Genomic DNA, 21272 nt, shown 5'->3' on the forward strand with positions numbered 1-21272 from the left:
ATCGTCCACCTCGTGAGACGTCGCAGGCGAGGGACTCCTGCCAGACGAACGTGACAGGAATCACACCGGGTCAGTGAAATTGTGAGAGACCCCTTACACACAACCCCTGGGCTCCGTCGTAACGTATCCCCCACCAACATGCGCGCGCACGTGTGAGCCGGCGCGACGATGGCCCGGACGCGCGGCACAACTGAAACAACCCGGACCCCTGGGCGAGCGGGGTCCGCGGGAGGTGGAGAGGTCTCGATGACCCAGACAACGGCCGAGAGCCCGGCCAGAAGGCAACGTGCGCAGATCAAGGAGCGCACTCTGCGGACCGACCAGTGGTGGCGCTATCCGCTGGTCACTTTCATCATTTTCACGGCATTCCTCGTCTACGCCACGTGGGCGATCTTTGATACAAACTACTTCGTATCGCCGTACCACGCGCCGTTCGCGTCGCCCTGTCTGGCGACGAGCTGTCCGCCGGACGCGCGACTGTTCGGCCTCGCCCCCTTCGGCGACTGGTACACCCTGCCTCCCGGTCTGCTGATCCTCGGCCTTCCCGCGGGGTTCCGCTTCACCTGCTACTACTACCGCAAGGCCTACTACCGGGGGTTCTGGCTCTCGCCCCCGGCCTGCGGGGTGAACGAGCCGCACACGAAGTACTCCGGTGAGTCGCGGTTCCCGCTGATCCTGCAGAACATCCACCGCTACTTCTTCTACGCGGCGATCGTCATCGGCCTCGTCCTCGCGTACGACGCGGTGAAGGCGCTGATCGAGAAGCCGGCCGGCCTGGGCACCTGGATCCTGATCGCCAACGCGGTCCTGATCAACCTGTACACGCTGTCGTGCCACTCCTGCCGGCACATCACGGCCGGGCGCCTGAACCACTTCTCCAAGCACCCGATCCGCTACCGGGCCTGGGGCTTCGTCTCCAAGCTCAACGCCAGGCACTCGCAGCTCGCGCTGATCTCCATGTTCTCCGTCATGGGCGCCGACCTGTACGTGCGCCTGGTCGCCAAGGGCATCATCGCCTTCTCGTTCGCATAAGGATCTCCTGTGGAAATCGAGCGTCACGAATACGACGTCGTCGTCATCGGCGCCGGCGGTGCGGGTCTGCGGGCGGCCATCGAGGCCCGCCAGCAGGGCAAGCGGACGGCGATCGTCTGCAAGTCGCTGTTCGGCAAGGCGCACACGGTCATGGCCGAGGGCGGCGCGGCCGCCGCCATGGGCAACGTCAACAGCGACGACAACTGGATGGTGCACTTCCGTGACACCATGCGCGGCGGCAAGTTCCTCAACAACTGGAGGATGGCCGAGCTGCACGCCAAGGAGGCCCCCGACCGGGTCTGGGAGCTGGAGGCGTGGGGCGCGCTGTTCGACCGCACCAAGGACGGCAAGATCAGCCAGCGCAACTTCGGCGGGCACGAGTACCCGCGGCTGGCCCACGTCGGTGACCGCACGGGCCTGGAGCTGATCCGCACCCTGCAGCAGCGGGTGGTCGCGCTCCAGCAGGAGGACGAGAGGCTCCACGGCGACGCCGAGGCGTACATCAAGGTCTTCCAGGAGTGCACGGTGACCCGCCTGCTCAAGGAGACGGGGCCCGGCGGGAGCGGCGCGATCTCCGGGGCCTTCGGCTACTGGCGGGAGAACGGCAAGCTCATCCTGTTCGACGCCCCCGCGATCGTGCTGGCCACCGGCGGCATCGGCAAGTCGTACGTGGTCACGTCCAACTCGTGGGAGTACACCGGCGACGGCCACGCGCTGGCCCTGCTGGCCGGCGCGAAGCTGATCAACATGGAGTTCATCCAGTTCCATCCCACCGGGATGGTCTGGCCGCCCTCGGTGCGGGGCATCCTCGTCACCGAGTCCGTCAGGGGCGACGGCGGGGTGCTGAGAAACTCCGAGGGCAAGCGCTTCATGTTCGACTACATCCCCGAGGTGTTCAAGGACAAGTACGCCACCAGCGAGGAGGAGGGCGACCGCTGGTACACCGACCAGGCCAACAACCGCCGCCCTCCGGAGCTGCTCCCCCGCGACGAGGTCGCGCGGGCCATCAACTCCGAGGTGAAGGCCGGCCGCGGATCACCCCAGGGCGGCGTCTACCTGGACGTCTCCACCCGCCTCCCGGCCGCGGAGATCATCAAGCGGCTGCCGTCGATGCACCACCAGTTCAAGGAGCTGGCCGACGTCGACATCACCAAGGAGGCCATGCAGGTCGGCCCGACCTGCCACTACATCATGGGCGGCGTCGAGGTCGACGCCGACACCGGCGCGGCGGACGTGCCCGGCCTGTTCGCGGCCGGTGAGGTCTCCGGCGGCATGCACGGCTCCAACCGGCTGGGCGGCAACTCGCTGTCCGACCTGCTGGTGTTCGGCCGCCGCGCGGGCGCGGGAGCGGCCTCGTACGTGGACGGCCTGGCGGCCCGGCCGAGGATCTCCGAGGAGGCCGTGGCCGAGGCGAGCGCGGAGGCGCTGGCCCCGTTGGAGCGCGCGGGCGAGAACCCCTACGAGGTCCACCACGAGCTGCAGCGGACGATGAACGAGCTGGTCGGCATCATCCGCAAGGCCGAGGAGGTCTCCGAGGCGCTGGAGGCGGTGGAGAAGCTCAAGGAGCGGGCCCAGGGCGTCGGCGCGGCCGGCAGCCGCATCTACAACCCGGGCTGGCACCTCGCCCTCGACCTGCGCAACATGCTCCTGGTCTCGGAGTGCGTGGCGAAGGCGGCGCTGCTGCGCCAGGAGAGCCGCGGCGGTCACACGCGCGACGACTTCCCCGGCATGTCGTCCGAGTGGCGGACCAAGATCCTGCGCTGCGGTCTCACCCCGGACGGCTCCGGCGTCACGGTGCAGGAGCAGGTCCAGCCGCCGATGCGGGACGACCTCATCAAGCTCTTCGACCGCGACGAGCTGAAGAAGTACATCACCGAGGAAGAGCTGGCCGCCTTTGACGCGCTGGCCAAGGAGTAACCATGAGTTACAAGGCGAAGTTCCGCGTGTGGCGGGGCGAGGGCGGCGAGGGCAAGCTCGAGGACTTCACGGTCGAGGTGAACGAGGGTGAGGTCGTCCTCGACATCATCCACAGGCTCCAGGCCACCCAGGCCCCCGACCTGGCCGTCCGCTGGAACTGCAAGGCCGGCAAGTGCGGCTCGTGCTCGATGGAGATCAACGGCAAGCCGAAGCTCGGGTGCATGACCCGGATGTCCACCTTCACCGAGGAGGAGACGATCACCGTGACGCCCATGCGGACGTTCCCGGTGATCAAGGACCTGGTCACGGACGTGTCGTTCAACTACCAGAAGGCCAGGGAGATCCCGTCCTTCACCCCTCCGGCCGACGTGAAGCCGGGCGAGTTCCGCATGCAGCAGATCGACGTCGAGCGGTCCCAGGAGTTCCGCAAGTGCATCGAGTGCTTCATGTGCAACAACGTCTGTCACGTCATCCGTGACCACGAGGAGAACAAGACCAACTTCGCCGGTCCGCGCTTCCTGATGCGGATCGCCGAGCTGGATATGCACCCGTACGACGTGGCCGACCGCAAGGACTCCGCCCAGGAGGAGCACGGTCTCGGCTACTGCAACATCACCAAGTGCTGCACCGAGGTCTGCCCCGAGCACATCAAGATCACTGACAACGCGCTGATCCCCATGAAGGAGCGCGTCGTCGACCGCAAGTACGACCCGCTGGTCTGGCTGGGCAACAAGATCTTCAAGCGTTCCGGCTCGAAGACCTGACCCTCCCCACCGCTCACGACGGCGCCGTCTCCGGACTCTCCCGGGGGCGGCGCCGTCGCGTCACCCCGTTGTTTCCTCGCGCCGTTCCCGCCGGAGACCGGTTCCCGCACCGCTGAGCCCGCTGCTTCCCGCTTCGTCCGCGAGCGGGCCGCAGGGATCGCTCCCGGGCGGTCAGGATCGTTCGCGGTCGTTCGGGCCCGTTCGGGGTCAGGTGGAACGGCGGAAGAGGCCGCGCTTCTTCTTGCCGGTGTCCTGGCCGGGGAGCGGATAGACCGCCGTCGGGGTCGGCTCGGCGGGAAGCCGGTCGCCGGAACCCTTCTCACCCGGGCCCTGGGCGGGACCGCCCTGCGGCTCGGGCCCGAAGGGCCTGGCCGTCTCCCCCGCGGGACGCCCCGCCTCGCTCCGCGTTTCCTGGCCGGACGGCGTGAAGCCGTCCTGGGGACCGGCGGGCAGGGGCCGATCCGCCGAGGGACCCTGGCCGGAGGCGTCCTGGGGAGCGGGAGCGGGACCGGGACCGGCGCCGAACGGCCGGAGGTCGTCTCGCGGACCGTCGGCTCCCAGATCGCCCCGGGCGGGCTCCTGCGGGAACGGCGCCCCGGGGAACTCCGGCGCCCCCTGCGGGAGGTGCCCCTCGCCGGAGTCGAACCGCGAGGTGCTCTGGAAGGCGGCCGGTGAGCCGTCCTGGGCCGTCGGGCCGTAGGGTGCCTGTCCGGGCCGCCCCGGCTGCACGTGGCCGGTCTGCGGGTCGTACGGGTCGCGCGGGTCATGCGGGTCACTGTGGTCGGCGACCGGCTGCTGCTCGTAGCCGGGCGCGGGCAGGTACGCCGTCGTCTGGTCGTACCCGTGGGGGTACCGCTCGGGGGTGTAGCCCTCCGGGTAGACCGGGGCGTACATCTGCATGGGCACGAAGCTGATGATCGGCGCGTAGGCCGTACCGCCCTGGTAGGGGCCGGGACCGTAGCCGGGACCGCCGGGGTAGGCCATCGGCTCCATCGGGTCGCGGCCCATCCCGCGCGGACCGGCCCGGCGGATGGCCGCGGCGTGCGCCAGGCGGCGCAGCCTGCCCTCGAAGATCAGGACGGCGAACAGCACCAGCAGTACCAGGATCAGCGCCGGGATGCCGAGCTGGCGGCTCAGCGTGGCCCCGTCGAACTCGGAACCCGCGTTGCGGATCTCGTACACGGAGGTGCCGGAGGCGCTCTCGTCGAGCGCCGCGGTGTCCGACGGCGTGGGCGTGGCGGTGGGAAGCGGGGTCGGCTCGGGGCTGGTCGGCGGGAACTGGGGGTCGTTGTTCTCCGGCGGAAGGGTCTCGGCGGGCGGGGTCACCGGAGGCGTGGTGTTCTGGACCGGCGGCGGCACGACCGCCGTCTCCTGCGGGGGCGGAGGCGGGGCCGAGGACGTCTTGGGAGGCTTGGGGGGCTTCGGCGACGCCGGGACGGTGATCGTGGTGGTCACGGTCTTCTGCGGCACCGCGGTCTCCTCGGAGCCGCCGCCCTGGGGATCCTCGGTGACCGTGACGGTGACGATCGGCGTGGGCTCCTCGCAGGGTCCGGCCGGATCGACGTCACAGCCCTCGACCTGCGACGGGGTGGCACCCACCACCCTGACGGTCGCGCCGGCCGCGGAGGATCCGGTGAGCGGCGCCAGGGCGAGCAGGACGGCGCCGCTGAGTCCCACGGACATCACAACGGCGGAGACAGCTGCCCTGCGCCGTGCTCGCGTCACCGGTGCCCTCCGCGAAATCAACCATGAACACGCCAAAGTAAATACTAGTTGGGCAAAAGTAACAGCAAACCGCGTTTTACAAAACGTGTCGCGACCGGCGGCGGCGCTGGATCCTTCTCTGCAGCCACAGGAGACCGAGCAGCGCTCCCACCGCCGCTCCCACCGCCGGGAGACCCCGAACCCCTGTCAGCAGCGGGCTTGACTCGGCGACCGGCTGGACCTGGCCGCTCGGACCGTCGACGTCCTGCGGGAGGGGTGCGCCCTGCGGGCGCGGGTCCTGCGAAAGGGGCACCTGCGCGGCGGGGAAGGGACCCGCCTGCGGCAGCTGGAGGCCGTTCACGAGGCCGGGCATCTGGCCCGCCCCCGCCATTCCCATCGAGACCGGCGGCATCATGGGCCCCGGCGCACCCGGCGCTCCCGCCCCACCCGGCTGCGCGCCCGGCATCTGCTGCGCGCCCGGCATCTGCGGCCCGCCCGGCTGCTGACCCGCTCCCGGGTAACCCGCTCCGGGGTGGCCGGGAGGCAGGGGCCCGCCCATCGGCCCGCCCACCCCCCGCGGCGGCACGCCGGGCTGTCCCGTGCCCGGCTGCCCGATCCCCGGATAGCCCGGCATCATCGGCTGCCCCATGCCCTGTCCCGGCATCGCGGGCTGCCCGCCGACCCCCGGATAGCCGGGGACCATCGGCCCGACCACCGGCCGGCGCGCTCCGGGGCGGCCGGCGATCTTCTGCCCGCCCCCCGGGGGGACGGGACCGAGCGCCTGGAGGCCCGGCCCCATCTGCGGCCCCCCGGGCAGGCCGGTCATCGACAGGCCGATCCCCGGCTGGCCGGGACCCGGCCGGTCTGGACCCGCGTGCCGGAGGGCCGACCGGCCCGCTCCCTGCCCGCGCGCACCGGACCGGCCGGCCGCGTGCCGTTGCCCGCGCGCCTTCCGCCCGGCCGCCTTGCGACCCGTCTGGGAGCCCACGGCCGAGTGGTGCCTGCCGTTCTGTCCCTGAAGCGTGGGGGCGGCGGGCACTCCCTCCGGCGGTACGGCGGCCTGTCCCTGACCGGGCACGCCGGTACCGGCCTCGGGCGTGACGCCCGGGACCGCGGTGCCGTCCGGAAGCCGTGTTCCCTCCGGCGTTCCCTCCGGCGGAAGACCCGGGGTGACCGGACCCGCGGGACGGCCGGGAGCGGCGCCCGCCCCCGGGACCCGGACCGGGGCGGGGGCCACCGGAACGGCCGCGGGGGATCCTGCCTCCTGCCGCCCGCCCGGCGCGGTGATCCCCGTCTCGTGGGAGGCCGCCGGGCCTCCCGTCGCTCCCGCGTCCCCGGGAAGCGCACCCGCCCGCGGGCCCACCGGCGCGCCGGCCCTCGGCGACGCTCCCGGCCCGGCGGGAAGCGCGGAAGCCGCCGGGCCGGGACGCGCGGCAGTGCCGTTCGCCCCCGTACCCGCCGCACCCGGCCCCGCGGCCGGGGCGACGAACGACTTTCCGAGAAGATCGAGCAGGAACGCCGACGTGCGCCGCTCGGCCCTCAGTGCCTCTGCGGCCTGCGGGGTGCCCGGTGCGGCCAGGGGAGCACCCTCGGCCTCCCCAGCCGTCCGGGGAACCCTGAGGACCATGCTGGCGGCACCTGGCGCCCCGACACCGCGGGCGCCCGCGGACCTGTCCTCCCTCGCGGCGCGGGCGTGTTCCAGCGTCTCCGGCCACGCGACGGCACCCCCGCCCGGCCGCATCGCCGCGTCCGAGCTCTTGATCGTGCTCTGGGCCTGCTGCGTCACCGGCTCGCCGTCGGGCCCGCTCATCCGGGCCAGGGCGGTCACCGTGACGTCCTGCGGGCGCCGCGGCACGGCGAGCAGCACGTCGACGGAGCCGCCCCGGGCGGGCAGGGCGCCGATCACGCACACCCCCGCCCCCTTGGGCACGGGTGCCGAGGACCTGGTCTCCTCAGGGCACTCGATGCCCGCGAGCGCCTCGGCGGGGGTCGTCAGGACCGCCAGCCGCGCGTCGGAGCCCGGTCCCTGCAGGCGGATACGGAAGCGGATCGCCTGGTCGGCGCGGCTTCCCGGCGCCCACGTACCGGTGTCGGCGACGGCGGCCAGGTCGAGGGGCGGCGCGGCCGGCTCGTCCATCTGGACGGCGTACACCCCCGTGGATCCGAGAATGAGCACCCCCGCTCCAACAGCGGACACTAACCCAGCACCACGCCACCATACGGTCACCGCATATCTCCGTTCCCCGGGTACGGACACGCGACATCGCCACGTCCAGTAGCAGTTATGTCACGTTGCGGAGTCGATCAATCCTTATTGAACCGACCTTGCCCATCGTTGAGACGACCTTGTACCGCCCGGACGATTGGAAGGTCCGCGGGGAGCCACGCCACCTCGTAAAGCTCGTCCGCGCCCAGCCAGCGCAGATCCAGGTGCTCCCTCGCCTCGGGCTTGCCCTCGGCGACCACCGCGAGCCAGACCCGCAGGACGTAGCCGCCGGCGAGCGCCCAGTCGCCGCCGACCCGCTCGCCCACCTCGATCAGCACGCCGAGCTCCTCCTGGCACTCCCTGACCAGCGCCGTGTGCTCGTCCTCGCCGGGATCGACCTTCCCCCCGGGAAGCTCCCACCCTCCGGCCAGCTCGGGAGGGTCGGCACGCTGGGCGGCGAGCAGTTTTCCGTCACCGTCGACGATGGCTGCGCCCACAACGACCTTTTCCATAGCTCCCGATTCTGTCAGCCCTGCTCCCGCGCCTTGATCTGCGCGAGGATCTGAGGATGTTGCAACGGCCGGGTGAACCCCACGATCCCGGTGCGCTCCCGGTAGGTGGTGACCTTGATCGGCCCGCACAACCGGCATCTCGCCTCGACCATCTTGCCCGGAGAGACCACCATTCCCACGTGCCCGGGACGGTCTGGGCCGGTTCCTGGCCCGGAGTTGAAGAAGACGAGGTCCCCCGCCTGTTCCTCTCCCTCGGGAATCTCCAGGCCGAACGGCCACTGGCCGAACGTGGTGCGCGGGATGGTCAGGCCGACGCTCCGGTAGGCCATGTAGATGATCCCCGAGCAGTCGTAGCCGGCCGGGCCCGTGCCGCCCCAGATGTAGGGCTTGCCGCGCTGGGCCAGCGCGTACTCGAGGATCGCGGCCACCGTGCTCGTCGGCGCCGCCTCCAGCATGGGCTCGTCGCAGCTGTCGTCCGCCTCGGGCGGGGTCGTGACCTCGCCGTCCTTGGCGTACTTCCCGGCGATCTCCATGACCTGGTCGACGTACCACCACGCACGGTTGTAGACGAACAGCGAACGCCGCACGTCCTCCGGCGCGCCGTTCCGCTTCAGCATCTTCGCCGCGCCTAGGATGGCGTCCGCCGGGTTGTACACGTCGGCCCAGCCGTCTCCGTCGCCGTCGGAGGCGTAGCCGTTGAACGTGGACGGGATCTTGATCTTGGCCTTGCCGCCCCACGTGCTGATGAGAAACTGCATCGGCCCGGCGGCGCCCGCGTAGTTGGTGCCGCTCCGCACGCCGGGGAGCGTGGAGCGGCCGTGGTTGGTCTCGCGCTTGCCCACCCCGGCGAGCACGTTCCACTGCACGCCGATCTTCCGGCCGTGCTCGCGGTACAGCTTCAGATACTCCTCGGGGATGTCGGACGTCGCGGTCTCCGACAGGTCCTCCGCCGCCCGCGCGTCCTCCCCGCAGTCGGGCCGCGTCTCCCCGGTGACGGACGGGAAGGACGGGAAACTGCTGATCATCATCATCGGCGCCATGATCAGCGTGATCAGGCAGAGCCCGGCGACTCCGAGGATCAGCGCGAGCCGGAGGTGTTTGCCGTCCCTCATGCGACCTCGCCGCCCGTCCCGCAGCGCATCCGCTCTCGCCCGTACGCAGCCCCGCCGCCCGTCCCGGCACAGCCGTGCGCGACCCCGTCACGCCGGTACGCGGCCCCGCCGCCCGTCCCGCCGCGCCGGTACGCGATCCCGCCGGTCATCCGGTCGCGCCGGTCTCGAAGGGCTGGTCGTCCCCCTCCTGGCCGGAGTCGGCGGGCTGGAGATCGTGGACCCGCCATTCCGCGCCGACCTGGATGAGCGTGACGGCGTACTCCGCGGTCCTCTCGTTCACCCCGCTCCTGGCCGTGACGTTCTGGGTGCCGACGACCACGAAGACCACCGAGGCGCTGTCGATCTGCCGGATCCCCTTCACGCGCGCCGTCCCGACGGAGACGACCTCGTCGGCCTTGTTCGCCTCGACGGTGCCCGGCGAGGTGACGGTCCGCAGCAGCGCCCCCGAGAACTCCGCCGTGACGTATCCCTTGAGACGGTCGCCGTAGACCGCCGGATCCTCGTCGTAGCTGAAGGTGCCGTACTCGGCGGTGAACCGCTGCGCGTAGTCGGCGGCCGCTGCCAGCTCCTGCTTGGTCATCGGCAGGTAGGAGTAGACGTCGAAGGGCGCGTTGCTGGCCGTTGCCGCCGGGCGCGCCGGCTCCGCGGCCGGCTCCTGCCCCGCCGCCACGGTACGGGTGACGCCCGCCGGCTCCGCCCGGTCCTCAGGGCCCCCTCCGGTGTCCGACCACATGGTCAGGTAGACGCCGACGGCGGCGAGTATCACGACCAGCACCGCGAAGACGGCTCCCCGCCGGCTGCCTCCCTCGATCATTGTCAGTCCTTGCCGCGGTTGGACGGGCGCAGCCAGAACGGCGGCGGCTCACCGGCCTCCCCGCCGCGCTCCGCCCGCCTGGTGATCCAGAGCGGCGGCGCCTCGGACGACCTGCCTCCGGAGTCCCGGTTCCGCGAACCACCCGAGCCCGAGGAGCCACGCGAGGAGCCACCGCCGCCGAAGATGCTCCCGCCGGAGCCTGAGGAGCCCGAGGAGCCACGCGAGGACCCGCCGCCGTTACGCGATCCCGAGCCGGAGCCGCCCCGCGAGGAGCCGGAACCCGAGGAGCCCCGGGAGGAGCCGCCGCCAAAGATGCTCGTGCCCGAGCGACCGCCCCCCGAGGAACCGGAGGAACCCGAGGACCTGCCCGCCGAGGGCGCCGAGGGCCTGACCGCCGGCGCACCGGACGACCTGCCCGCCGAGGAGGACCCGCCGCCCGAGGAGGACCGGCCGCCCGAGCCTCCCTGCGGGGCCCAGCCGCCGGAACGGCCGCCGAACCAGCCGCTCGACCCGCCCGAGCCGGCCGAGCCGCCCGAGCCGCGCCCGGAGGAACCTCCGGACCTGGTGGGGGGCGCGCCGCCTCCCGTACCGGCTCCGGAGAGGTTGAGCGGCGGCGCCGCGCCGGGGCGGGCCGCGGTGACCGGCCTGCCGGTGCCCCTGCGCCGCCCGGCAGCCTGGGAGTCGGTGTCGAGCGGAGCCGGTTGCGCGCCCGCCGGGACCCGGGTGCCCGACGGTGTGGCCGGCGTGGCACCGCCGTCCTCGCCGCGGACCCTGCCCTGGGCGACCGAGGCGGCCGCCGCCGCGCCGACGGAGGCTCCGCCGGCCATCGCGGCCGCCTGCAGCATCGGCTCGGCCTTGCGCATGCCCCACCGGCCCGCCCTGGCCGCCGCGACCGGCGGCAGCACGGACGCGGCCCGCTGCAGGGTCGGCGCGGTCGCCGCATCGCCGAGCATCCGGGTGGTGAGCGTGTGCCCGTCCATGGACGAGAACAGGTGCTGGAACGGCCGCCGGTAGAAGAACACCGCGATCGTCAGGATCGCCATGAACATGACCTGCATGCCCCACGGCATCGCCGTGGAGATGATCAGGGCGTAGCCGTACACGAGCACGCCGAGGACGAGGGCGAGCACGGCCTGTCTGAGCAGGGTGCCTATCAGCATCTCCACCCAGCGCATGGCGATGATCCGCCCGGATCCCGGATGGACGCCGATCAGCAGGAAGACCGGCGCGAGGATCAGCAGCAGCAGGAAGCCGACCTTGAGGACCAGCAGCGAGACCGCCACCAGGAAGATCAGCAGTCCCGCGACCACCGCGGCCATGAGGGCGCCGATCGCGACCCCCAGGCGGCTCGTCCAGTCCTTGCCCTGGAAAAGGGGGAAGACCGGCGTGTTCTGCAGCTTGTCGGCGACCTCGGTCTCATATCGTGCCTGGTGGGAGTTCGCCTCCGGCATCTGCTCGGCCTTCATCTCGGCCGCGTCGATCGTCTGGATCTCCAGCAGTTTCGCGCCGAACACCTTGATGATGGGGGCGTCGGCGTCGGCCGTGCCGAACTGGCCCATCAGCCACGGCTTGCAGACCAGGGTGGACCAGAGCGCGTCGGAGTTCTGCTCGACGCCGGGCACGCCGCTCTGGCCGTACCCGCCGCTCTTGACCTGCGGGTTGGCGTCGCCCTTGGCCGGCAGGCAGGAGGTCCCGCCCGCGCCGGGGAGCCCGGAGAAGGCGGAGTTGACCACCTCGCCGGTCTTGTCGGTGACGACCTTGCCCAGCCCCGTGAGATCGCCGGGGCGGCTGAAGAACCAGACCGCCACGGTGACCGCGAGGACCATCCAGATGACGCCCTCGGCGGTGGTGGTGGCGCGCTTGCGGATCAGCCCGTACCAGGCCAGCCAGATGGCGCCGAGGATCACCAGCGGCCGCAGGTACGGCCAGTACATGGCGTCGGCCAGGCGGACCACCATGTCGTCGACGACGTTCTTGATCGATTCCAGCGGGCCCTCGGTGGCCGCCGCCTGGTAGGTCGTGATGGTCAGCCGGTCCAGCGCCTTGGCCCACAGGAAGACCGTGTTGGCCATCGCGTTGCCCATCACCGCCGCGATGTCGTCGCAGCCGAGCAGGTGGGTGTGCCAGAACTGGCCGCTCATGCCGTACGTCGCGTAGTTGCCCTGGACCGCCGGGGGCTGTGCCGCCGGGGCGCCCGGCTGGGCGGCGTCGGGGAGCGGCGGCTGGATCAGGCCGTCGACGCCTCCGGCGACCATGTCCGGGGACAGGTCGGGAGACATGTCGCAGGGAGCCGCGGCGACGGCCGTGGACGTGTCGGCGGGGAACACCAGCGGCAGCGCGAGGAAGGCGGCCAGCGCCACCAGCCCGATGGCGATCCGCCTGCCCAGCCGTCCCCTGCGGGAACCCCTCTCGCGGGAGCCCGTCGCCTCGCGAGGCCCACGAAGCCCACGAAGCCCACCGGGCACGCCAAGCCCTTTCGGCCCCTTGAGGGACCGTCTCTCTCTAGAGCCCTCAAGCCCCTTGCGGGAGCCTTTCATGACCGCACCTCCAGCGCCGCAGCCCCCGGCCTACCGACTCTGTCGCCCCCAGGAAGATCATGCACTTTCTCGTCGGGTTTGTCGTGGGTCGGATTCGTGTCCAGCCAGCGCAGCAGCTCATCCGAGATCAGGTCCACCCCGATACGGCCCGCGCGACCGTCCAGATCCCGGAAGACGCATTCGCCGTTACCGAGCGAGCGCAGCACCGCCTTGTGCTCCTCGGACGGTTCGACCCCGAGCAGCGCCATCACGTGCTCCACCTCGACCCGTTCCGTGGAGCGGAACGCGAAGACCGACGACAGGCAGTTGGTCACCTGCTCGCTCAGCAGGTCTCCGGCGTTCTGCGAGACCAGGACCAGCGCCGTGTTGCGGGAGCGGCCCATCCGGCTGACCTCGGGCACCAGCTTGGCGCCCTCGGGGGTGGAGGTGATCGCCCACGCCTCGTCCAGGAAGATCGCCTTGGGCGTCCGCCGGTCCAGGCCGTTCATCAGACCCCGCGCGAACTGCGCGACGAGGTAGAGCAGCGCCACTGACAGCCTCTGCTCGTACGAGTAGTCGTCGCGGCCGGTGGAGGCGTCGGGCAGCGTCAGGCCGCCCAGGGTGAAGACCGTGGTCCAGCCCTCGGTGTCGATCTGGTCGCCGCCCGAGGGGTCGAAGCAGAGCCTGGCCAGATGCATGTCCGACATGGAGCGGAGCACCGCGCCCAGGTTCTTGGAGGCGGCGTCCTCGGTCCGCTCCAGGTAGTCGACGACCTTGCCCAGCGACGGGTCCTCGGCGTTGGACACCGCGGCGACCGCCTGGATCATCGCCGACTCGCGTTCCTCCGACATGCGAGGCAGCAGCAGACGCAGGGTCTCGGTGGCCATCGTCTTCTTGGCCGCCAGGTCGTCGCCGAACGAGAACGGGTCAAGCAGGCCGGGAGCCGCCGAGCCCAGGGGGATGATCCGCGCCTTCCTGCCCCGCTTCTTCAGCAACTGCACCAGCGAGTCGGCGTCGCCCTTGGGGTCGATGACCGCGACCGTCACCCCGCGCAGCGCCATCTGGTAGATCATCAGCAGGGCCAGCGTGGTCTTGCCGCCGCCGGGCTCGCCGGTGATGGCGATGGCCGTCGGCCGGTTGCGCGTCGCCGCCACCAGCGGGTCGAAGTGCACGATGCTGCGGGCCCGGCCCAGGGTCTCCCCGACGTACGGGCCCATCCAGCCCGAGGCGCTCTCGTCCACCCGGTCGCCCAGGTCGACGGTGGCGGTGGCCATGCCGCCCGCGATGGTGCGCAGCGGTTGCCGCTGCGCGTAGGCGTTGACCCGGACCCGCTCTCCCGGCAGCGTCTCGCAGAACAGCGAGAACTGGTCGCCGGTGGAGTTGACGATGTCGATGCCCATGTCGCGGTAGTGCTCCACGACCGCCTCGACCCGCTGCACGCAGATCTCCTCGGTCGGGGCCGACACGATCAGGCGGTGCCAGCCGTACACGAACGGCAGGCGCTCCTTGGTGATGCCGTGCTCCAGCATCCGGGCCGCGTCGATCTGCTCGGCCAGGGCCAGCGGCGCCTCCGCGCCCGCCTCGCGGATGTGGATGTCCATGTCGCGGGCGTGGGCGAGCTTGCGCGCCACGTCCTTGCTCGCCTTGACCGGCGGGATCAGCCGCATCCTCGAACTGATCTCCACGGGGAAGGGCAGCTGGTCGGCGAAGTGCATCCACGGCTCGCCGTCGGGGAAGGGCATGAGGTCGGGGAAGCGGGCGAAGGACATGTGCGCCACGTAGGAGTCGCCCTGCGGCTGCTCGATGCGCAGCAGCGCCCTGCCGTTGTGGATCTGCCCCTCGACGAGGGATTCGATCTCCCCCTGCCCCCACCGGCGCTTGGGGCTCGCCGAGGCCGGAGGGTCGCCGAGGGACCCGGTCGTGGCGTGCTGGAAGAGCCAGGCGAGCTCGACGGAGGTGGCGTGCCTGGCGTACAGCGCGCTGGCGGACAGCGCCCTGCCCAGCCGCTCCGCCTGCTCGGACCACTTGGCGATCTCCGCCTTGGGGACGTGGTCGTCCTCGATGCCCAGGGCCTTCTCGCTTCGCTGGTAGAAGCCGAAGAGCTGCGAGAGGACCCCGGTGCCCAGCTGCCGCCCGCGCGTGCCGAGCCGCACGCCGAGGTAGACCTCCTTGGTCCAGAAGTCCTTGGCCCAGACGTGGCGGTACATGTCCTCCAGGTAGTCGCGCCAGCCCGGCCCCTCGTCGGAGGTGGCGTTCAGCGCCATCGCCCACTCGGCGGCGGGGTAGGTGCGGTGCGCCACGCGCAGGTGGACCTCGGCGTCGGGCATGCGGATGGCGGCCAGCGCGATCGTGATGTTGGTGGCCAGCGCCTCCCGCTCCTCGGGGGTGATGAACTCGTAGCTCACGGTGGGAAGCCTGAAATAGGCCCAGACCGCCGAGTCGGTCAGCAGGATCCGATCGTCGAAGTATCGGACGGCCAGGCGGCTGCGCGTCCGGGAGGCGCGGCTCACAGCCCCTCCCCCACCGCTCGCGCGGCCCCGCCTCCGCGGCCTCCGGACCCCTCGCCGGCCCGGATCCCGTCGCACCCGCTCGCCCGCGCCTCACCCGGCCCGCCCTGACGAGCCCGGCCAAAGCGGCCCGTACCGGCCTGCTCCGGTCCGGCCCAGCCCGGCCCGGCCGTACGAACCTCGTACGGCCCGTTCACCCGCGCCCGGTCCGACCCGCTCACCCGGACGCCGGCCTGCCCGCTCACCACCTGCACCTCGTCTCGCCCGTTCACCACATCTCCTCGCGCCCGGGGGATCACTGGGCTAGTTCCTCCTCGCTGGGTCGACCCGCCTGAACCGTTCCGAAGCCCGCCACGACGACACCGGCCAGGGCGAGGTACGCCCGGCGGCCCGGTGCCCTCAGGTGGGACGGTTCCACCCGATCGGCCCTGCCGGGGGCCAGCGCGTCCTCCCAGGGAACCCGGACGATCGCCCGGCACCTGCCCCGCGCGACCGCCTCCGCCTGCTCCACGTCGGCCATGCTGCGGCGGCTCACCCCGTTGACGACCATGACCGCCCGGTGGCGCAGGTCGGCGCAGCCGTGCCCGTCGAGCCACTCGTAGGTCATGGCCACCGCGTCCGGCCCGTCCTCGCTGGCCGGGACGACGAGGACGAGCTGATCGGCGTAGGGGAGGACCCGCGCGGCCAGGGCCGCCGCCGGGTCCACGACGATCGTCTTGTAGTGCCGGTCGAGCATGTCCATCGCCTGGCCGAGCCGCCGGTCGGAGAAGAGCGTGCGGTCCGACAGGCGCTGCTCGGCGCCGGCGTCGCTGTCTCCGGCGAGGACCTCCAGCCCCGAGGCGCAGCGGCTGGTGTAGGCGCGCATGCCGAGGTATCCCTGGACGTTGTCGAGCCCGGAGAGCAGGGAGCTCAGGGTCTCGGGCGACTCGCCCTGGATCCTGCCGGACAGGGCGTGGGAGCCGGTGCTGGCGTCGACCGCGAGAATCCGGTCCTCCCGGTAACGGGCGAGGGTGTGGCCGAGCATGAGCGCGGTCGTGGTCTGCCCGGCACCGCCGGTGCATCCCAGGACCACCACCCGGCGGCTGCCGCTGAACACCGCCCTGGCCCGCGCCTCGTCGATCTCCGAACCGTCCGTACGGCCACCGCCGCCGGGTCCGATCACCACCTGGGCGAGCCGCCGCCAGCCGCCGGAGGAATCCCGGCCGACCACCGACTCCACCCGGCGGACCCTGGTCTCGGCCTCGCCGCGCGGGGAACCGGTCACCGGCACCGCGGGGGTGACCGGATCCGCCGTGGCCGATCCCGACGGGACCGCGCGGATCGACATGCCGCTTCCCTGGACGCCTCCCTGGATGCCGGTACCCGCGGGGGCACCGGGCCCTCCCTGCGCGCCCGCGTTCCTCTCCGGCGGCCACGCCTGCGACGTGCCGGACGGCCGCCCGATCGGCGCGGGCTGCCCCTTGCGGTGCTGGAGCCGCGCGCTCTCCTCGTCCTGCCTGTCCTGCGGGAGCCCGGCCGCCTCCGCGGCGCGGTGCCCGATCGGCGCCGGTCCGACGAACCTCGGCACGAAGGACGGAACGGCCGGGGCGGAGGGCTTCTGGGCGGGGTCGGGCACGACGGCCGGCCGCTCGGCGGGCACCGCACGGGCCGGGGCGGGCGCCTGCACCCGAGGCGGCTCGGGAACCGAGGGCGGCGGCACGGCCGGGGCCTCCGGCCGCTGCCGGGCCGAAGGCTTCGGGGTGGGGGCGACGGTCTCGGAGGGCGCTGCGGGCGCTGCGGGCGCTGCGGGCGCTGCGGGCGCTGCGGACGCGATCACCTCGGGGGGCGCGACCGGCGAGGTCGACCCGGGAGGCGCGGCCGGGGCGGTCGACGCGGAAGGCGCGATCGGGGCGGTGGCGGCGCGCTGGGCCTCGGCGGAGGCCGCGAGCTTGCGCAGGCGCCGCAGCGCCTCGGTGCCGATGGGAGCGGCCGGAGCCGCGGTCGCGCCGGACGCCGCCGGGGCCTCGTCCCTCGAATCGCTCACCTGCCCCTCGGCTGATCCGGCCGCCGGAACACGTTCCGCCCGCTCCCCGGACCGTCCGGTGAAGCGGTCGGCGGACGGCCCAGAGACCGAGCCCGCGACCGGCGCACCGGGCACGGACCCGGCGTCCTCGGTGGACGCGGCGGTCTCGGAGGCCCCGGAGTCCTTGGAGGCTTTGGAGGCGGGAATCTCGGAGGCGGTCCCCGGCTCGGCGAGATCGGAGGTCGGGGTCGCGACGGGCACCGAGAGGGACGACACGACGGGCAGGGGCGCGCGCGGCGCGGGAGGCGCGGAAGGCGTCGGGAGGACGGTGGGGACGGCGACCGGGGGCGTCTCAACGGCCCAGGGAGTCTCGACGGCCCGAGGCGCCTCGACGGCCGAGGGTCGGCCGAGAGCCGGGGCGGTGCCCTGGCGGGGGGCGTGGACCTCGGCCCAGGCGACGCGCTCGCGGGCCACCGGAGCGGTGGCGGCGGCCGCCGCGGCGGCGGCCACGGCGGGACGCACCTCGCGCGAGCGGGCGGCGGCGCGCTTGGACTGGGCGTGCCTGGCCTTGCGCGACGCCTTCACCCGTACGGCCGCGTGCTGCGGCGCGGCCCGCCAGATCCGGCCGGTCAGCGTGACCTCGGCGGGCTCGGAGAGAGGGGCCATCCGGCACCAGGTGCGCGGCTCCCCCACGTAGCGGGCCTGCGACTGGAGCAGCTCGGTGAGCCTCTTGCTCTCGATCACCGGCCGGGTGGAGAGCCAGGTGACGACACCGGGCGGCACCAGGTAGAGCACGTGCCAGGGGGCGGCGAAGGGCAGGCCGAGCAGGTAGAGAAGCAGCGACCACGGGGCCAGCACTCCCACGAACCCACCGATCCAGACGATCGGGAGCGGCATCGGCAGCCGTAGGTCGTACAGCTTGTAGAGCCGCTTCTCGATCCTCCAGATATTGGTGTACGTGGGCAGATCCACGTGATCCTCCTCTCCGCCTCTCCTTGTTTGACCGTTCGAACCCGGTCTCAACCCCCCGAGATGCCCAGTGCGCCCGCGATCGCCTTGGCAGTCACCTCGATGATGTTCGGCACGTAGAAGATCACTCCGATGGCGATCGCCAGGATGATGAACTGGACGAACCTGGTGATCTCACGGGTGAAGAGGAAGAAGAGGGCCACCACCGAGACGATGACCAGGAAGAGCGGGGCGAAGAAGCTGCGGAGGAAGTCAGCGAGGCCCTCGGTGTTGACGCCCGCCGGAGGAGCTGTGGGCTGAGCGAGCTCTATCGCGCTCAGCAGCATGGTCTTGAGAATCACTTCTTGTCCTCCGTACTCACGATCGTGCCCGCCGGGCGGCGACGGGCCCGCGGCGCGTAAGCGCGGGGGCCCGGACCGGCGGCTCATCGATCAGGGGGGGTCTGCTCACCGTGGACCGGCACCATTCGATCATGCGTTACCCCGCCACGGATCGGTATGCGCCGCGGATGTCCTTGACGAACCATTTGTCGCCTTGCTTGACCATGGTGAGCAAGTAGGACTGTTCCAGCTTGCCTCCCGTTTGGCCGGGGTCGGCGGGTTCCGGCTCGGCGGACGGCTCCGCCTTCGACGGGACACCCCACAGGACCGTCGCGGTCACCTTGCGGGTGGTTCCCCCTGCGAGGGGCACCATGAAGTCCTTGAGCTGCTGGAAGGTGAACGCGCCGCCGAACCCCTGCAGGGTGACCCCGGCGTCGGCGTACTGCTGCAGCGCGGTGGTGTCACCCGCGTACGCCCTGAAGAAGTCCTCCAGCGTGGTGCGCAGTTCCTGCTCCGCGGCCCGGTCGCGCTCGGGCGCGGCCTTGGGCGGCAGGTCGGCCACCCTCGGCGCGGGCAGGATGCCCGGACGCCCGGCGACGACGAACCTCTTCGCGGCCCGGTCGTGGTGAACGGGCACCGACAGGAGCTGGCGGCGGTCATCCGACTGGTAGGCGACGGTGACGACGGCGTTGTCGGCGTCGACGACCTCGATCCCGTACGGTTGCACCGCTCCAGCGCTCATCCTGCCGAAACCGTCCCAGCCGAACTGCGCCTCGGCGCCCTCGGGCAGGTAGGGGGCGAGTCTCGACTCCCTCTCCGAGAGGCGGGCCCCGTCGAAGTTCAGGTAGACCTCGGCGAACTGGGCCGCGAAGACGGACGCCTGGGCCGTGGGGAATCCGCCGTCCGGCACGGACACCGCGCCGGAGGGGGCGTTCTGCTGGGTGAAGCGCTCGAAGGGCGCGCGGACCCCGTTCACCACGATGACGATGATCAGCGCCCAGAGCACGGCACGGCCGGTCCACACCAGCCAGCGACCGCCTCCACCGGACCAGCGTCCGCGCGACGCGCCCCGCCCGCGCGCCGGAGCGCGATCGAGATCGGAATCGTCGGGAAAGTCCGGGTATGCCGACAGCTCAGGGTCGCCAGCGATCCGAGGATCACGCTGGACCGTCGACCTTCGAGCCATCACGCCTCCGCTCGCGTCAATCCTCGGCCGGTGCGGGGTCGTATCGCCGCCGATCCCATTTGGCCATGGTGACGCACTTACTCTAGCCGCCCAGCCGATTCTTCCAGGAAAGCCACGCCTATGCTGCAGGCATCGCGATGACTGAGCAAACCGGGTCTGGAACGCCGACGAGGCCGCCGATGTCGCCGATGACCCGCGAAAAGCGCATTACCCCTGGCCAGCGCGTGGGCTGATTACTCAAACGCCACCCATTGCTAACTGGACGGTTCCCGGACTGTCGCGACCTGCGCATTTAATACTAAATACGTCACCCAGGGTCACAACCCCCAAATAACGTGACTCAGCACGCCCGGCCAGGGATGGATCCTCGGATGGGGTGGACAGGCGTCCGGATCTGTCATCGCCGCGGGAAGGAACGCCCGGCCGCCCCGCCGACGGGCCGGGACCTCCTTCGTGACACGCGGGCGGTCAGACGTTGAAGCGGAACTCCACCACGTCGCCGTCGCGCATGACGTAGTCCTTGCCCTCGATGCGGGCCTTGCCCGCCTGGCGGGCGGAGGCGATGGATCCGGCCTCCACGAGCTCGTCGAAGGAGACGATCTCGGCCTTGATGAAGCCGCGCTGGAAGTCGGTGTGGATGACCCCGGCGGCCTCGGGGGCGGTGGCGCCCTTGCGGATCGTCCAGGCCCTGGTCTCCTTGGGGCCGGCGGTCAGGTAGGTCTGCAGCCCCAGGGTCTCGAAGCCCACCCTGGCCAGCTGGGTCAGGCCCGACTCCTCCTGGCCGACGGACTGCAGGAGCTCCAGAGCCTCGGCCTCGTCGAGCTCGACGAGCTCGGACTCGATCTTCGCGTCGAGGAAGACGGCCTCGGCCGGTGCGACGAGCGCCGACAGCTGGGCCCGGAGCTTCTCGTCCACCAGCTCGTCGGCGTCGAGGTTGAAGACGTACAGGAACGGCTTGGCCGTCAGCAGGTGCAGCTCGCGCAGGTCCTTCGGGTCGATGCCCGCGCCCTTGGCCCCGGCGTACAGGGTGGTGCCGCCGTCGAGGAGCTTGAACGCCGCCTCCGCCGCGTCGAGCGCGGCCTTGCGGTCCTTGTTGGTCCTGGACTCCTTCTGCAGGCGCGGAATCGCCTTCTCCAGCGTCTGCAGGTCGGCGAGGATCAGCTCGGTGTTGATCGTCTCGATGTCGCGCCCGGGGGCTACGCCGCCGTCCACGTGGGTCACGTCGGGGTCGTTGAAGACCCGGATGACCTGGCAGATCGCGTCGGTGTCACGGATGTTGGCGAGGAACTGGTTACCTCGCCCCTGTCCCTCGGAGGCGCCGCGGACCAGACCCGCGATGTCGACGAACTCGACCTTCGCCGGCAGGATCTTGGCGGATCCGAAGATCTCGGCCAGCTTCTCAAGACGCGGGTCGGGAACGCCGACGATGCCCACGTTGGGCTCGATGGTGGCGAACGGATAGTTCGCCGCCAGGGCGTTGGCGGTCTTCGTCAGCGCGTTGAAAAGCGTTGACTTGCCGACGTTGGGCAATCCGACGATGCCGATGCTCAGGCTCACGTGAGCCGAGTTTACGCGGAATGACCCACTGCTACCCGCCACGGACGGGTCACAGGTCAGAGTCACGGGCGCGAACGGAGCCGGTTCCGGTCCGGGAGCGGACCGGCTTCGGGAGCAGACCGGCTTCGGGAGCGTGTCGGCGCGCCAGGAGTGG

General features: G+C 71.7%; 15 protein-coding genes. 3 read left to right on the forward strand and 12 right to left on the reverse strand.

The annotated features are described in order from the left end of the window. The first annotated feature begins 246 nt into the window (after nucleotides 1-246). Genes ACTOQ2_RS17440 through ACTOQ2_RS17450 form a run of 3 tightly spaced genes read left to right on the forward strand, consistent with a single transcriptional unit; the run spans nucleotide 247 to nucleotide 3713 of the window. Nucleotides 247-1032 carry a hypothetical protein gene (locus tag ACTOQ2_RS17440; protein ID WP_440100583.1) on the forward strand — a complete coding sequence of 262 codons (786 nt, stop codon included), beginning with the start codon at nucleotides 247-249 and terminating at the stop codon, nucleotides 1030-1032. Between the two features lie 9 nt (nucleotides 1033-1041). Then, entirely contained in the window at nucleotides 1042-2949 is a 1908-nt protein-coding gene (locus ACTOQ2_RS17445) for a fumarate reductase/succinate dehydrogenase flavoprotein subunit (RefSeq protein ID WP_440100584.1), read from the forward strand. Nucleotides 2950-2951: 2 nt separating this feature from the next. After that, nucleotides 2952-3713 (forward strand): succinate dehydrogenase/fumarate reductase iron-sulfur subunit, encoded by a 762-nt coding sequence (locus tag ACTOQ2_RS17450; RefSeq protein ID WP_440068383.1) that lies wholly within the window; start codon nucleotides 2952-2954, stop codon nucleotides 3711-3713. A 207-nt stretch (nucleotides 3714-3920) separates the two neighbouring features. Here ACTOQ2_RS17450 and ACTOQ2_RS17455 read toward each other — a convergent pair whose 3' ends face one another. The 12 genes from ACTOQ2_RS17455 to ychF form a co-directional block, all read right to left on the reverse strand. Next, the gene (locus ACTOQ2_RS17455) at nucleotides 3921-5396 is read right to left on the reverse strand and encodes a hypothetical protein (protein WP_440100585.1); all 1476 of its coding nucleotides are present in this window, start codon (nucleotides 5394-5396) and stop codon (nucleotides 3921-3923) included. A 118-nt stretch (nucleotides 5397-5514) separates the two neighbouring features. Beyond that, on the reverse strand, nucleotides 5515-7593 hold the full coding sequence (locus tag ACTOQ2_RS17460) for a hypothetical protein (RefSeq protein ID WP_440100586.1): 2079 nt from the start codon (nucleotides 7591-7593) through the stop codon (nucleotides 5515-5517). Nucleotides 7594-7721: 128 nt separating this feature from the next. Continuing rightward, nucleotides 7722-8135: a (deoxy)nucleoside triphosphate pyrophosphohydrolase gene (locus ACTOQ2_RS17465; RefSeq protein WP_440068378.1), complete on the reverse strand. Its 414-nt coding sequence runs from the start codon at nucleotides 8133-8135 to the stop codon at nucleotides 7722-7724. 14 nt (nucleotides 8136-8149) lie between these two features. After that, a complete protein-coding gene (locus ACTOQ2_RS17470; RefSeq protein WP_440100587.1) occupies nucleotides 8150-9247 on the reverse strand; it encodes a C40 family peptidase in 1098 nt (365 codons plus the stop codon). 145 nt (nucleotides 9248-9392) lie between these two features. Beyond that, nucleotides 9393-10061 (reverse strand): hypothetical protein, encoded by a 669-nt coding sequence (locus tag ACTOQ2_RS17475; RefSeq protein WP_440068373.1) that lies wholly within the window; start codon nucleotides 10059-10061, stop codon nucleotides 9393-9395. A 2-nt stretch (nucleotides 10062-10063) separates the two neighbouring features. Beyond that, nucleotides 10064-12526, reverse strand: a complete 2463-nt coding sequence (locus ACTOQ2_RS17480) for a type IV secretion system protein (protein WP_440100588.1) — start codon at nucleotides 12524-12526, stop codon at nucleotides 10064-10066. Between the two features lie 68 nt (nucleotides 12527-12594). After that, entirely contained in the window at nucleotides 12595-15087 is a 2493-nt protein-coding gene (locus ACTOQ2_RS17485; protein WP_440100589.1) for an ATP-binding protein, read from the reverse strand. Further along, nucleotides 15084-15356 carry a hypothetical protein gene (locus ACTOQ2_RS17490; protein ID WP_440100590.1) on the reverse strand — a complete coding sequence of 91 codons (273 nt, stop codon included), beginning with the start codon at nucleotides 15354-15356 and terminating at the stop codon, nucleotides 15084-15086. Before ACTOQ2_RS17490 ends, ACTOQ2_RS17485 begins: the two co-directional genes overlap by 4 nt. Nucleotides 15357-15379: 23 nt before the next feature. Next, entirely contained in the window at nucleotides 15380-18058 is a 2679-nt protein-coding gene (locus tag ACTOQ2_RS17495) for a TcpE family conjugal transfer membrane protein (RefSeq protein WP_440100591.1), read from the reverse strand. 47 nt (nucleotides 18059-18105) lie between these two features. Next, nucleotides 18106-18381, reverse strand: coding sequence for a hypothetical protein (locus tag ACTOQ2_RS17500; protein ID WP_329093688.1), 276 nt, complete (start codon nucleotides 18379-18381; stop codon nucleotides 18106-18108). A gap of 151 nt (nucleotides 18382-18532) precedes the next feature. Continuing rightward, a complete protein-coding gene (locus tag ACTOQ2_RS17505; protein ID WP_440100592.1) occupies nucleotides 18533-19399 on the reverse strand; it encodes a conjugal transfer protein in 867 nt (288 codons plus the stop codon). 630 nt (nucleotides 19400-20029) lie between these two features. Then, nucleotides 20030-21118 carry a redox-regulated ATPase YchF gene (gene ychF, locus ACTOQ2_RS17510; protein WP_440100593.1) on the reverse strand — a complete coding sequence of 363 codons (1089 nt, stop codon included), beginning with the start codon at nucleotides 21116-21118 and terminating at the stop codon, nucleotides 20030-20032. Between the last annotated feature and the right edge of the window lie 154 nt (nucleotides 21119-21272).

The sequence above is a fragment of the Streptosporangium sp. H16 genome (assembly GCF_051918855.1).
Lineage (GTDB): Bacteria > Actinomycetota > Actinomycetes > Streptosporangiales > Streptosporangiaceae > Streptosporangium.